Origin of the sequence: Haloarcula terrestris (assembly GCF_031624315.1) — an archaeon.
In the GTDB taxonomy this organism is placed as follows: domain Archaea; phylum Halobacteriota; class Halobacteria; order Halobacteriales; family Haloarculaceae; genus Haloarcula; species Haloarcula terrestris.
The window spans coordinates 1-12,735 of record NZ_JAMQOM010000020.1 but is presented as its reverse complement, the minus strand read 5'-3'; the positions used below and the strand labels follow the sequence as shown (position 1 = coordinate 12,735).

Sequence of the window (12,735 nt, the reverse complement as noted above, 5' to 3'; positions counted from 1 at the left end):
GCAAACACGCACGACTGTTGGTTAGCGGAGAACCGATTGGTTTCTGTCCGGCGTTTATCTCTCACAACCTCACCAGAAATACTCGCTCAGTGAGTGTGCGAACGGATCACTGTGAATTCTACCAGATACGATAAATATTCAAATTGTCGTGCAAGACACAAGGCGCAAATATAGCATGTATGAATTCTAGGGGAAGGTAGAGAATTGGATCACTCTGTACAACACCGTCATCAAATGCGCATTAAGTTGCCATGAGATGGTCTGTCCGTGGCTCCCACACCTCGCCTTTCTGTTTCAGCTTGTCAATCTCGTGTTTGACCTTAGACTCGTTGATACCGACCTCCTCAGCGCGCTCAACGACGACGTCAATTGGTGCGCCCCCGTCGTACTCGTCCTCGATGTCCGCGATGATGCCCTTGATATTCTGGATGCGGTCGCGCTGGCTCTTCGAGGTGCCTGACTCCACAACATCGGCATCGAACTCACCAGTCTCGGGATCAACCCCGATAGTGCGTAGCGAAAAGCGAACTAAATCGGTGACGCGATCAGCGTCCGCTTGGGTCACGGTATCCGAAAATCGAACGCGGGCACTGGCTTCCGCAAGTCGGACGAGCGACTCGAGCTTCCGAGCCGTCACGGGGATCGGCGCATCCTCTGCGTCCGACTGCTCACGCATCTCAACGTAGAAGTCCTCGATCGTGTCTTTTGCTGCATCACTCAGCGTCGGGACGCAGTTCCGACGGGCAGTGGTGATATATTTCCGGAGTAGTTCCGGTTCAATCGGCGGTGCGATTTCATCGGACGCCGCCGCCAGTGCGTCTCCATCAACGTCAGCAACAGGATGGTTGTCGCGAGCTTGTAGCTCACCAGCACGGTTGGCCGCGAGGACGTGGTCAGCCAGGTCGGCGTCGCCGTCGGAGTCGGGGCGATCAGTCATCGTGAACAGCAAGTCACACTGTGTCACAAGCTCCGGGCTAAGGCCTATTTGCTCGCCGATGGGTTCGTACTTGTCGAAACGGCCGTATTTGGGCTGCAATGCCGCCAAGACAGCTGTTTCGGCAGGGAGGGTCTGTGTGGCAGTCCCTTTGCTTGCTTTCACTTCCTGGTCGCGCATCACCGATTCCAGTGCGGCCTGTGCATCTTGCCCGAGCTGGTCGGTTCGAGAGAGACACGCAATTCCATCGTCGGCGAGGACCAGCGCGCCAGCATCGAGTTCCCAGTTTTTTGCGCCGCCAGTCGATTTGTACGCGGCGGTTGTAAGTCCGACCTGTGTCGTATCGTTGCCGTTCACACGCACGCTTTTCGGGGCCACCCGAGAAGCATAGTCGATGATTTCGGGGGTAAACGTCCCAGGATCGGAAGCAATCCCAAGATGGATGGTGCCCGGAATAATACTTCCATCAGGCAATTGTTTCTTAACGCCGCCAAACAGCTGAAGTACAATTGCGAGTTTTATTTGCTCGTTGTACGGCACGTGGGGGGCGATACTATCGATAAGTTGCTGATATGGATCCGCACTGTTCGCGATGTCACGAATTGCCTGCTTCTCGCTCGAGGAGATATCCAGTAAGTCGCCGGCTTCGAAGTCCTCGATGCTGGAGACTTCAATATACTTGTCGTTGACCGTCGCGTCCAACTCTGGGCTGTCGTCCCCGAATCCTGCAAGCTCCATCACACCAGTCACACGGACAGTATCCCCGGGCTGAGCGGCTTCGACGATATCGTCCTCTACACGTGCAACGATACTTTCGGGTGTCTCGGTCGTTTCGTCGATTAGATTCGACTCAATCCGGAATTGACGGATATCAACGTACTGGCTCTGCTCGTGATTAAGTCGGAACGGACCCGTTCGTTCACAGCCCTGACATTCGTGTGGCTCGGACAGCGATCGGTCAATCGTCGTCGTTGTCTGCGGAATTCGGGTTAGCGTCCCACAGCGCTGGCACTCAAACGCTGCTTCGACCGGATAGGAAATAATAGGCGAACTCGACCGGATTGTTCCCGGAACCGAGACAAGGTTGCCATGGTGTTCCACACGAACCTCACTAATCCGCGTGATATCAGGCAGGTTTGTGACCCGAACGTGGGCCTGTCCAAGCGAAATATCGACGGGTAAATCATAGAGTCGGAGAGCCTCCTCAGCGTATTCTCTCAGTTGGTCAGGTTTAGTTCGAAGGTCATCCGCCAGATCTGGATCAAACCGATAGAGGTCTTGCCAGTCGATGTAGAGTGACCTCTGGTCGTCTGGATAGTTCTGCGCGAGTTCTCCAATCTCATTCCGGTAGTAGTTCCGGTAGAACTCATCAAACCGATCGACTAACTCAGTGTTACCGGCTGTTGCCATGTTATCATAAAATCAGGACTGGCTTATGAAAATGCGTGAAGGGGAGTGAAAGTAAAGCCGAAGAACTGGGTTTCTGAAATGGAGCGGTTCGTGACAGGGCCTGAAGTCATCAGCTGTCAAGATCTGGAAGCCGGTCTTGGATTGCTCGAACAGCACTGTGCTTCACAGTCCGATAGCCCTGACGTGGTACCTCAAGGATTCCCTGTACTTCCAGCCATTGCATCGCGCGCATTGCGAAGACAAGCCCGAGGCTGAGAAGGGCGACACTGAAACCGCCGACAGCGACTATAGAAATGAACTCCTGCGCATTGGGACCTAACTGTACCGGCGTGTTCTGTCTGAATATCTCGACCAGAGCTGTGACAAATACCAGAAAGAACGCCCCGACGCTCACAGTTCCCCACGTATCTCTCGCGCCCTCCCAGTAGGTCTGTTCTTGGAACTCTGGAAACTCAGCAAGAATATCAAGAGGGATCTCATCTGCATCAACAGCGTCCCAATCAATTACACCATCAATTTCTGAATCAGTGTCAACTCCCTCTGGAGTCCACCAAACGCCAGCTTGGCCGTACTCGAGGAAGTTCACCCGCCCCATCTCCTGAAGTTCATCAAGGTGCTTCTTGATCGCTTGCTTCCCGACATCAATTGAATCCACATCAGCGATATCTCCAAGCCGGACCACCGGCTGACCTCGCTTCTCGCAGATCTGATTTATCGCTGCGATAATCTCGTCTTTCGTCACCTTCTGTGCCGGTGGCGTGGATTCGGTGTCACTCATACCTGAATCGCCAATTTACACCTAGCTCTAGGCATATCTTACCCGGCAATAAAACACTAGGACCACGGTACAGCTGACTATACCGAATTACAGCTGGCCCAATAATGTCGTTTTTTCAATATGGGTGCCCATGTGGAGAACGTACGATACGGATGACAACCGCGCCGAACACACCAGGTGCTGTGTGGTCGGTACCAGAGGAATGGTTCCCCGACCGGACACTGCGTCCAGCCGAGGATGTCTGCCAGGACCAGCTCGGCTGGTGCGGGTGTCCGCGTCGTGGTACTGCATTGCGGGCCTCGCGTGCTGACCCGTGGGAGAGGATAGCACCGGCCTCCACTAGAGCGTTCCGATTGCCGGGGTGGGGGCTCTCTCCCGGGGTCAGGCTGCAGGCACAGACACTCGCAGTTGACCCTACCACTATGAAACGAGGCGGTATCGCTGTCGTCACTGACAGCGGTCACGACATCGACGACGCACAGTTCCCGAAGAAGCGGACCGAAGACGGTCACGAGTTGCTCGCGACCGTCGACGTCGACTGGCAACAAACCATGCTGGGCGGCCAGCAGGTTGCGCATGGTCGCATCGCCGAAGAATCAACGGCCGAGATCAAGACAACGCGTATCCGTACCGACGGTGGCGTTGAGGTCGACCGTGAAGAGACCGACGTCGTTCCGCAGGCGACGGAGTTCGCCCATGTGCCCGGAGAGTTCCTCGTCACTGAGAGTACTCAAGACGACTTCGCAGACCGACTCATGGAGACGGCGACCGATGCGACGATTCACCGCGCCCAGGTCGACCTTGAGTCGTTTGCAGCGGCACACCCCAACGCCGACCCATGGATGGGTTGGTTCCGAGCGAGCGACGGCCCGATCGATAGCGGTGCAGCCTATGGCGACATCGACAGCGAGCCCGATCTGGCGGAGTTCATCCACAGCAACGAGAACAGTCAGCTGGGCCTGACAAATCTGAAGTACGACGGCCGGCTCCTGAAGCTCGTTCTGTCGGAGAGTGGTTGGATCGCGATCTACGATCCCAAAGATATGGACACCATCGAGTTCACACGGTTCATCCACGACGAGGTGCTGCCGCACACCTCGCCGAAACTGATGAGCTGAATAACAGCCGGGCTCTGCTATACTCCCCGATGTCGATGCAAACGGTAGCTGCACCCCCAAGGTATTTTCTACAGGACTCTCGATACAGCACCTGATGTTCTGGATGTGCACCCGGTGTGGAACGGTTCATACACAGAATCCCGATGAGTGCCGTGAGTGCACTGCAACTACTTTCGAGCCTGTCGCCGAATCCGATCTCCAGTCCAGTTCATCAACAGGCCCGGATGCACTGGACGACACAGAAACCCAAACCTACGGAACAACGCCTGATCCCGAGTTTGAGTCCAGTCCTGACGTGGCCGTCGATGGCACGGTCGAGGCCAGCCAGCACGATACACTGCCGGCTCACAAGGAGGCGAGTGGATCTGGCCTCACGGCGACGGCACGGCGTGTCTATCATACATTTCGGGCGACGCTCCTCGCACCGGTAGCCCTGTTCCGTCAGTACCTGCTTCCGATTCTCGCTTTCGCGACCGTCGTAGTCGTTGTGCTCTGGCTATTGAGTTAATCGCTGTAAATATGGATACACACCGCCGGTTATAACGACCCATAACATGGTTACAGGGGTAGATTCAGGGATTTATAGCCTCAACAATCAAGTAGTGATGTCAGACCGGAATACCACAGTCGGATTAAAGGAATCGACGAAAGATCAGCTAGAGCCGCTGAAGAAAGAAAGTGATGCAGCAAGCTGGGACGAGTTTATCAATAATCTTGCTGCGGAGAATCTCGATGTGTCAGCAGAAGAGCTAAACGCGCAGGAAGTCGAAACGCATGAGCGGGTTGAGCGAACCCGGGCCACTGTTGTCGGCGTACTCGAGGCTGTCGATGAGGCAGATATGACTGACGAGATCGTTGACATCATCAAAAGCCTGAGTGAGCAAGATATGCTCGCTCAGAACCAAGAAATTGTCAATCATTTCATCGAGAAATCGAAGCGGGGGGAGCCAATCAACGAGATTGACAAACTTCTCGCAGATGTCGTGAAGGAGACCGAGAGCGAACGAGGGCCAGAACAGAGTCCCGCTGCAGCAATTGCAAGAGGTCTATTCACTGAAACCGAGGAAGCAACCGCCGAACGGACTCGAACCGAACGTGATGCAACGGTCCGTGACGCAACAGTCTCCGAAAATCAATCAGAAATAAAATCTGAGGAACCTGACTCAGACTTATTTACTGGTGTTGAAGAAGCAACCGAGTCCTCAGAGGAGAGCGTGACACTCGGCGATGCGCTTGTTGACATTGCTGACGGGAAGGAGGACGATGAATAGCACACAGAACGAACTAATCGCGAAAAACAACCTAGTGGTTGCGAAGCTACTAGGTATGATTATCGCGCTCGCACAATTATATAACCCATCGACAGATATCCTACTTGGCGTTTTATTCGTCGTTATGTTTGGACTCTCCACTGTCTCAACATTCGCTTGGATGTCTCGATGAGAACAGATTGAGGTTAGCTCCGGTTTAGCCGTTCACTCTATGTAGGTTGTTGTCCGTCCAGATCGCCGGAATCGCTGGAGTCGGCTCTCATCGACGTTGTCAGGCAAAACCATACGACTGCCGTCTCCGTAGCGAGTGTCGCCAACCGGTTCAGCGCACATTGCCTCCTCGAAACTCTGACCCTCAACCTGCTCACGCTTTAGACTAATATCGATGACTGGCTGTGATTGCAGTTCATCATGAACTGCATCGTTGTATGTGAGCCAGAGGCGAAGATTGACATAACACTCTGCTTCTGGATACTCGAGATCAGTACTCCCACTGGTAAACGGGCGGTACGTCTCCCCTTGTTCGAAGGTTAGACAGGCTGTTTCGGTAAACGTACCAGTTTTTCCTGCTTCAAGCGTATTCTTATGCTGGCTGATATCATCATCAGCTCGAGCAAATGGTAGCATTCGATCAAAATCGAATGTCGGATTCGATTCTGTCTGGATAGGAGGGTTCGTTATCTCAAATGGAATCGCTTCAAGTACGTATCCGATGTTGTATGCAGCGCCGTCACCGACATTCGATATTTCAAACTCGATTTGATCATCGTCAATCTGCCACGAGTCGACGATAAGTTGCGGTAGCTGTGCTAGTTCCAATAGCTGCTGCTGCTGCCGTTGGATGTCTCTTTGCGTTTGGTCAATATCTCGCTGGTCTGAAGATATGTCCCGCAACTGTAGATAGAGATACGCTAAAACTAGCGATACCAGCGGTGGGGCAATTGCCCCAATAACATCAATCAGCGTGTAGAAATGAATGGACCAGAGTGGGAGCATAAAAAATCCCAAAACGACTACAACAGGTATCAATACACCTAGTCCGAGAATTGCGATGAGTCCCCCATCTATGTCTATACTGCACATACTCACTTATTCATCAACTACCGCCGCGGGCGGGAAATAAAGTGTTATGGCACAGCGAGTCGTTCGTCGTCGCCTGACTCGCTGGAGTCGTCTAGTTCGAGTGTCACTGCAAACTCGATTCGGTCGTAGGGGACGACCGGCCGTTTGGCGCGGCCATCCTGTTTGAGCGAGATGATGCCATACTCCTCGAAGAGATGGACATCCTCGTTCACTTCCTTGGGGTTGCGATCGACGAGCCGCGAGAGGGCTCGCATACTCTCAGGTTCCTCTTCCATCACCGCCTTGAGCAATTCAAGACGTGTCCCGGTGAGAATACGTGCAATCCGTTCTGGATCGCTGAAACTCACCGTATCAGGACCTGGATCATCCCCTTCGCTGACGGCCGCGGCAGTCGTAAGGACATCATCCTTGAACGACTCCCACGGCTTTGCTTCGATCCGAAGTACGGACTCAGCAGCCTCCTTCGAACCGAGTTCGTGAGGGGTCATCGTTGATAGGTTCCAGTATAGTTTCGTTGGTTCAGTTGGCTGCACAGTAGCATGATTCACCGGACAAAGCGAGAGAGATCCACTCTCACTTAGTCCGGGGAGCGATGCAGGCTTATCGACTGGCGTGGGAATGAACAGCCCTTGTCCCAACCGCGATGCTCCGCGCGTCGGAGTCGAGTGGGCTGCTCCCCAAGTCTGTCGAGCACGATCGTCTACTCGTCGGCGCCGTAGGTTATACCGTTGTTTTCCATGTGTTATCACCTCTTTTCCCCGCCCGGCAGTTGAGCCGTGAAGAGAGTGTGGCTCGCTCTCTTCAGGCACGGTACAGATGGGGGCAACCTGACCAGTGACCGGCTGTATCCGCGTAGTACTAGCCGACAGAGTCGTCCAGTTCCTCCACCACATCAAGGAACTGGGCAAGGTGTTCCCGCCACGACTGGCGAGGTGTCGAGTCCAAGTCAACAGCGTCGCTAACGCTTGCATCATACCGGTAAGACACGCCTCCTTTGTTCGTCGCATATAGGAGTTCACGCCCTCCCGGCCCTGTAAGGGTGCACTCGTATGCTCGGTTGTGTGGGATTTCCTCATCATCTGTCGCGTCAGTGTGTGTGATTTCTATCAGGCTGCCACCCGGAGTCTCGTACGTATTGTTTACCGCCGACATATTCTTGCCCGGGCGGGCATGTTGGGGTACAACCCCCACAATAATCAATGTTGGGGTTGGACCCATACATAGTTGCCAAGGATACGGCTCCAGATGTCGAAAAACCGCATAAGCTACGGGAACATTCAGTTACAGAATAACCTGCCTGTGTTACCTACTTTGCCTCCCTTCAGCGCTGCGAACGAGAGACAATATAACAGGCATGCGAGGTGACTAGTCGAATCCGAACGGTAGTGAGCCGTCGTACTGTTTTATGAATTCAATCGCATCTTCACAGGAAGTGAGGCGTATATTGTCACGACCACCACCGCCGTAGCGTTCGAATGGCAGAGATGGATCGGTACACATGACATCAATCACTTGCTTCCCGTCACCCTGTTCGTCCGAAGGCAGCCATCCCACTGCTGTCTGGACTGATACTTTCCGAGAACCCACGATCCTCTTTCTCAGCGCCTTCTGTGCGAGCTTCACACCAATGGCTGTGGGGTCATTGTGGTTACTAACCCCTTCTAATGTATTTGAAATATCCAGTCACCATGCGAGTAAACGCATTGGAGATACAAATAAGTGTTGCCAGAGACAACACCACTGTATCTGATAGCTGCTACCTTGTATAAAGTTCAGACAATTCTATCCGTTAGCAAAACATTTATGTCGACTTGGACCATTGACCAATATGCGAAGTGCCCCACCGAGGGCAGCGATCCCCTGTGTCTCCCGCAGTGGGATCAGATGAGCCTCCTCTACCGAGCAGCTAAGTCTCGCGGCTCAACGCATCCAACAATGAAACTTAAAGGACGAAGTTACCTCTTGCAATATTCTGGTCAACCAGATATTGCGATAAAGAGGATAATACGCGTGGCTGCGGCTGATTAGGTCGACGGTAGGATAAAAGCCTACCGTGCCGATAATCAGACTTAGCTGCTAGCCTCATGGTACCTAGACATACGGCCGGAGTATGAGTGAAATCGTGTAATCCACGGCTTCCACTCATATTTTTCGAGTGCGCGTGCCAAGCTACGAAAATGCCTGTGCAAGCTGCACGGAAGCGATGATCGCAGGATTCCCACTCGAAAACCATACAGCGAACCGATAGAACACCCCACAGGACAGGCAGTGGGCAAGACCGGTGCCACATTGAGGTAGAGCATGCGACGACCAGCTGAGCGGGCTCAAGTACGCCCCCGCGGCCAGAAATAGGCGCGAAACCTTTACACTCCAGTCACCCAGCGCCATTCTGGACCCAACAGAGGAACGTCCATTATGAAGACAGAAGCCAACCAGTCACCAAATCAAGACCCTGACAGCGAAGAAGCATATGCAGAGGATACTCCCCTTACGTGGGCATTTGGAGATACCCCGAAGGTCAAGATTATCGCTGCACTACTGAGTGAGGCAGAAAGAGATATCAATATCAGTGATATCTCTAGACTCTCGGGAGTGAGTCGAAGTGCGATCTATGAGCACTTGGATGACCTTGTTGAATTGGGTGTGGTCACGCAGACTCGCGAAATGGGTGGGAGTACCCTGTACCAAATCAACACAGAGAATGAAGCAGTCGAAAAAATCGCAGAACTGGAGAGTATATTCCTGAACCAGTGGTGCAACGACGAAGTTAAAATTACCCCCGAGTGATTTTACGGCTGTTTAATCACAAATTCCAACTCCTCGACGAATTACTCTACAATTCGGTAGCTGAGTTTGTCCCTAGTCGGTGAGTGTCTGACGCAGTTATTTGTATCGCCGATATGTATACAGTATCTGTATATGGCATCAGTACAACGGGCGGCAACATACGTCGAAAAGGGAGGCGTTGGGAAGACAACCAGCGCCGCCCACATCGCCGTTGCCGCACAGAACATGGGCCACGAGGTGCTCCTGGTCGACCTCGCCGGGACGCAGAACGACCTCGCGACGCACTTCGGCCTCTCCATCGTCGACGAAGAGACGGCCGACAACGGCGTCTCAATCGACGCCCCGATCTCGGCTGTCTTCGGTGATGACTGGGCGTTCCTCCGAGACAACATCGATGACCTTCTGGACCGAATGACATTCCCGACCGACGAGGGACCGGACCTCATCCCAGCTGACCCGGGTCTGGGTGGCGCGGACAACAACCTCGCGAACGTCCCACTCGAAGAGCGCTACCAGAAACTCGATGGCTTCGTCGAGGACCTCGTCGCCGAACAATACGACCTCGTTATCTTCGACCTCCCAGGCAAGGAGGACAACATCGCACTCAACGGCCTCTTCGCTGCTCGGAACGTCGTCGCTCCGCTGAAGCCCGGAGCCTTCGAGCGTGACCAACTCCAGAAACTGGATGCGACGCTGGAGGAAATCAGTGCGGACCTCAACGTCGACCTCGGCCTGGCGTTGATCATCCCGACGATAATCAGTAGTCAGGAGACCCTCTCAGAGTCGTTCGTCGAGTATGTGACCGAGGAGTATCCGGAAATCGTCGGCGAACCCGTCACGAAGACTGCTGACATCGGAAATAACCAGAACGCGGGCCGGACGCTCTTCGCCGTCCCTGACGACGAACTCTATGCGACCGGGAAGCGAGCCCGTGAGGCGTACAGTGCGAACACTGAGCAACTGCTGACCCAACTCACAGACCGATGAGTGACACCACAGACGACCGCGACCCAGAGGAGCTACTCAAACAATCGAAAGAGCAGAAACGGCACCAGAGCGAGCCACAGCAACAAGACACTGAGCCCGACGGCCCATCGTTGGAGGAGTACATCGCCGACGTCTACGAAGAACTCGATGCTGGCGAAGTACCGACGAACCTCACCATGCGAGATCGGAACCTCGCAGCGTTGATCCGTGGCCTCGACGAGGCTGGGCAACTCGATGCTGTCGGGGCCGATGTTCGCGAGTACCTCGACAGAGATGCCACCGACTCGGAGAGTCGCGGTTCAGTACTTGGGCTGCTTGTCCGGGCAGGACTTGCGGAGGTCCGACCAGATCTTATTGAGGCCGGCGAAGACGGCTACGAAACCTTCACCGAGCGGCAAGAGACACAGTTCTGAGTCGCCGTTTCTACATCACGGATCAGTCATCTGTATGTGCGTGCAGGCCCACATATCGTGTATCTGTATATTGTATCTAGATTTTGTATCCAGATATGCAATCTGTCTCTAGTCTACAGATATTCGATATAGCAACATAGAGTTTACCGGTTCAACGGCTGCGAGTCAGCAGTCACCGTGGGTTACGTCGTTGAATCGTCCACACCGACGACGCCGCTGTCCACGTCGATGTCGACCACACCGTCGAAGCCACACCGTGGACACGTGATCGACAGTCCGTCGACGGCACCCACTGCACCGCCCTGAAAGGTCCCGTGACAGATCGCTTTGGAACACGACGGGCACGTGACTGACTCGAGCGCAACGGGTTTCTCGTGGCGCAGACAGTCCTTGCAGCCCGAGTATGTGGGACGGACGGTGTTAGAGCGGACAACGCGGTACGTGGCCCCAGGGTTGCCGCCGCCACAGGCCGGCTGTGCTTCACCGAACGCAGCTGCCTGTGGGTCCGGGAAATGATATCGGTCTCCTCCTCCAGTCACGACCACCCACGGAACTTGCTGGGTGAGTATCTCGACGTCGTGGACATCGAACACCTGGCCGTCCTCAGTCCAGTCTTCGGTCGCAAGCACATGGAGCGACGCCGTGTAGCGGTCTGGATACGCGACGAGTTCCAGACCGAACACCGACGCCCCGCAGGACAGTCGGCATACGCGCTTGGACTCGCGAGCGTCGTTCGGGTCCTCAATGGACCGGTCGACGACATCGGAGACATCCCAGGTTCTCGAGTCGCCGTTGACGACGAGGACATCACCGTCCTCGATGTGCTGGATTGTGTCAACAAGCGCCGGGGCCACGCCAGCGTCGACGGTCGCATCTGCGTCAGTCGCGCCCATCAGTCATCACCGGGCACCGTGTCGGGATGGGCGCTCCAGAGCCGGCGGGCAGGGCCGTTCTTCGGCGGCGTTTCGTAGTCGATATCGTGGCGGTCCAGCACCCGATAGATTGTCCGCTTCGAAACGTCATGCGCTATCGCAAGATCGGTGACGTCGAAGCCAGCCTCGAGGGACGCTTCGAGATACGATGCCGACGTATAGGCGTCCGCCGAGAACTCATCCAGGTCGAGTGCAGCGACGAGGTCGGCCCGACACTCGTGCATCGGGGTCTGTGAATCGGGGCCAGTCATAGCCGTATATGTCAAGATGACTAGCCGGATTTCCTAGAGTGTTTCGGCGAAAACGGGGCGAGTAAGCACCAGCGAAATAGCGGCAAGAAATGCAGTCATCCATCCCCTCCCCCCTCCAGTTCAATTAATACCCGCGCGTGCAGGGGGCGCAATTGGGAGTCAGCAGCTCGAAGCCGCTACCGCCCGATTCTGAGACCGGCCATATATTCGAATACTGAGATAGATTTGCATCAGAATGAGCGGATGACAGCCAGCCCTGTCAGGAGGCATGCACTTGCTTCGCCAAACAACACGCACCCTGCCTACTACTGTTCTTAGAATAGTTCGATAGCAGTTGGCCAAGACAGGGACTCCTGTTGCGAGACCACTTGTATTATATATTAAACAGAGATAGAATTAACAGAGTATATCGCTATGCCCCCGGGACTACGGTCGGTCACTATTATGGACTCAGAGGGGGAGACAATTAATGCAGATAATGTGATAGGTATTGATGAGTCTGGAGATAGTGGGTCGGGATACTACGTTACGGTTGCAACACGTTGTAGCAGGGAAGCAGATATCGACTTAGTTAGGAATCTCATCGAAAACGACTTACAGCCGTTCAAGCACAAGTCCTCCTCTATCATCAAATACAGCTCGTTAACACCTGAAGGACGAGAAAACCGAGCATCAGCACTTCTAGAGGATCTACACGATACACAAATAACATGGGCAGCGATCGTGTCTCAATCGAATCCCTCTAAGGAAGAACAAGCCGCTGCGGCGGCA

The 12,735-nt window shown here is 54.3% G+C and carries 14 protein-coding genes; 7 read left to right on the top strand and 7 right to left on the bottom strand.

The window, feature by feature from the left end:
- Positions 1-241 precede the first annotated feature (241 nt).
- Together NDI54_RS20135 and NDI54_RS20125 are read right to left on the bottom strand one after the other, a co-directional pair.
- The gene (locus NDI54_RS20135) at positions 242-2,344 is read right to left on the bottom strand and encodes a minichromosome maintenance protein MCM (protein ID WP_406600213.1); all 2,103 of its coding nucleotides are present in this window, start codon (positions 2,342-2,344) and stop codon (positions 242-244) included.
- Positions 2,345-2,453: 109 nt separating this feature from the next.
- The gene (locus NDI54_RS20125) at positions 2,454-3,122 is read right to left on the bottom strand and encodes a hypothetical protein (protein WP_310898157.1); all 669 of its coding nucleotides are present in this window, start codon (positions 3,120-3,122) and stop codon (positions 2,454-2,456) included.
- A gap of 422 nt (positions 3,123-3,544) precedes the next feature.
- Between NDI54_RS20125 and NDI54_RS20120 the strand changes: the two genes are divergently transcribed.
- From NDI54_RS20120 to NDI54_RS20110, 3 genes are all read left to right on the top strand, one after another.
- Positions 3,545-4,240, top strand: coding sequence for a hypothetical protein (locus tag NDI54_RS20120; RefSeq protein WP_310898156.1), 696 nt, complete (start codon positions 3,545-3,547; stop codon positions 4,238-4,240).
- A 94-nt stretch (positions 4,241-4,334) separates the two neighbouring features.
- Positions 4,335-4,748, top strand: a complete 414-nt coding sequence (locus NDI54_RS20115) for an amino acid permease (RefSeq protein ID WP_310898155.1) — start codon at positions 4,335-4,337, stop codon at positions 4,746-4,748.
- A gap of 46 nt (positions 4,749-4,794) precedes the next feature.
- Positions 4,795-5,511 (top strand): hypothetical protein, encoded by a 717-nt coding sequence (locus tag NDI54_RS20110; protein ID WP_310898154.1) that lies wholly within the window; start codon positions 4,795-4,797, stop codon positions 5,509-5,511.
- A 204-nt stretch (positions 5,512-5,715) separates the two neighbouring features.
- Here NDI54_RS20110 and NDI54_RS20105 read toward each other — a convergent pair whose 3' ends face one another.
- The 3 genes from NDI54_RS20105 to NDI54_RS20095 form a co-directional block, all read right to left on the bottom strand.
- Complete coding sequence (locus tag NDI54_RS20105) at positions 5,716-6,507, bottom strand: hypothetical protein (RefSeq protein ID WP_310898153.1); 792 nt, start codon at positions 6,505-6,507, stop codon at positions 5,716-5,718.
- A 131-nt stretch (positions 6,508-6,638) separates the two neighbouring features.
- A complete protein-coding gene (locus NDI54_RS20100; protein ID WP_310898152.1) occupies positions 6,639-7,082 on the bottom strand; it encodes an HVO_A0114 family putative DNA-binding protein in 444 nt (147 codons plus the stop codon).
- An 877-nt stretch (positions 7,083-7,959) separates the two neighbouring features.
- Positions 7,960-8,217, bottom strand: coding sequence for a hypothetical protein (locus NDI54_RS20095; RefSeq protein ID WP_310898151.1), 258 nt, complete (start codon positions 8,215-8,217; stop codon positions 7,960-7,962).
- Between the two features lie 792 nt (positions 8,218-9,009).
- On the opposite strand from NDI54_RS20095, the gene NDI54_RS20090 reads away from it, so the two are divergent.
- The 3 genes from NDI54_RS20090 to NDI54_RS20080 all read left to right on the top strand — a co-directional run bounded on the left by NDI54_RS20090 (position 9,010) and on the right by NDI54_RS20080 (position 10,781).
- Positions 9,010-9,381, top strand: a complete 372-nt coding sequence (locus NDI54_RS20090) for a winged helix-turn-helix domain-containing protein (RefSeq protein ID WP_310898150.1) — start codon at positions 9,010-9,012, stop codon at positions 9,379-9,381.
- A gap of 132 nt (positions 9,382-9,513) precedes the next feature.
- A complete protein-coding gene (locus NDI54_RS20085) occupies positions 9,514-10,368 on the top strand; it encodes a ParA family protein (RefSeq protein WP_310898149.1) in 855 nt (284 codons plus the stop codon).
- A complete protein-coding gene (locus NDI54_RS20080; protein WP_310898148.1) occupies positions 10,365-10,781 on the top strand; it encodes a hypothetical protein in 417 nt (138 codons plus the stop codon). Before NDI54_RS20085 ends, NDI54_RS20080 begins: the two co-directional genes overlap by 4 nt.
- Positions 10,782-10,963: 182 nt before the next feature.
- On the opposite strand, the gene NDI54_RS20075 is transcribed toward NDI54_RS20080, so the two are convergent.
- Together NDI54_RS20075 and NDI54_RS20070 are read right to left on the bottom strand one after the other, a co-directional pair.
- Complete coding sequence (locus NDI54_RS20075) at positions 10,964-11,674, bottom strand: hypothetical protein (RefSeq protein ID WP_310898147.1); 711 nt, start codon at positions 11,672-11,674, stop codon at positions 10,964-10,966.
- Positions 11,674-11,937 (bottom strand): hypothetical protein, encoded by a 264-nt coding sequence (locus NDI54_RS20070; protein WP_310898146.1) that lies wholly within the window; start codon positions 11,935-11,937, stop codon positions 11,674-11,676. Before NDI54_RS20070 ends, NDI54_RS20075 begins: the two co-directional genes overlap by 1 nt.
- A 471-nt stretch (positions 11,938-12,408) precedes the next feature.
- Between NDI54_RS20070 and NDI54_RS20065 the strand changes: the two genes are divergently transcribed.
- Positions 12,409-12,735 (top strand): hypothetical protein (locus NDI54_RS20065; protein ID WP_310898145.1); only part of this gene is annotated, 327 nt, incomplete at its 3' end.

Coding starts and splice junctions, on each gene's coding strand:
- NDI54_RS20090 (WP_310898150.1), top strand. CDS start 9,010: ATGAAGACAGAAGCCAACCAGTCACCAAATCAAGACCCTGACAGCGAA.
- NDI54_RS20110 (WP_310898154.1), top strand. CDS start 4,795: ATGGTTACAGGGGTAGATTCAGGGATTTATAGCCTCAACAATCAAGTA.
- NDI54_RS20135 (WP_406600213.1), bottom strand. CDS start 2,344: ATGGCAACAGCCGGTAACACTGAGTTAGTCGATCGGTTTGATGAGTTC.
- NDI54_RS20115 (WP_310898155.1), top strand. CDS start 4,335: ATGTTCTGGATGTGCACCCGGTGTGGAACGGTTCATACACAGAATCCC.
- NDI54_RS20100 (WP_310898152.1), bottom strand. CDS start 7,082: ATGACCCCTCACGAACTCGGTTCGAAGGAGGCTGCTGAGTCCGTACTT.
- NDI54_RS20105 (WP_310898153.1), bottom strand. CDS start 6,507: ATGCTCCCACTCTGGTCCATTCATTTCTACACGCTGATTGATGTTATT.
- NDI54_RS20120 (WP_310898156.1), top strand. CDS start 3,545: ATGAAACGAGGCGGTATCGCTGTCGTCACTGACAGCGGTCACGACATC.
- NDI54_RS20075 (WP_310898147.1), bottom strand. CDS start 11,674: ATGGGCGCGACTGACGCAGATGCGACCGTCGACGCTGGCGTGGCCCCG.
- NDI54_RS20125 (WP_310898157.1), bottom strand. CDS start 3,122: ATGAGTGACACCGAATCCACGCCACCGGCACAGAAGGTGACGAAAGAC.
- NDI54_RS20080 (WP_310898148.1), top strand. CDS start 10,365: ATGAGTGACACCACAGACGACCGCGACCCAGAGGAGCTACTCAAACAA.
- NDI54_RS20085 (WP_310898149.1), top strand. CDS start 9,514: ATGGCATCAGTACAACGGGCGGCAACATACGTCGAAAAGGGAGGCGTT.
- NDI54_RS20070 (WP_310898146.1), bottom strand. CDS start 11,937: ATGCACGAGTGTCGGGCCGACCTCGTCGCTGCACTCGACCTGGATGAG.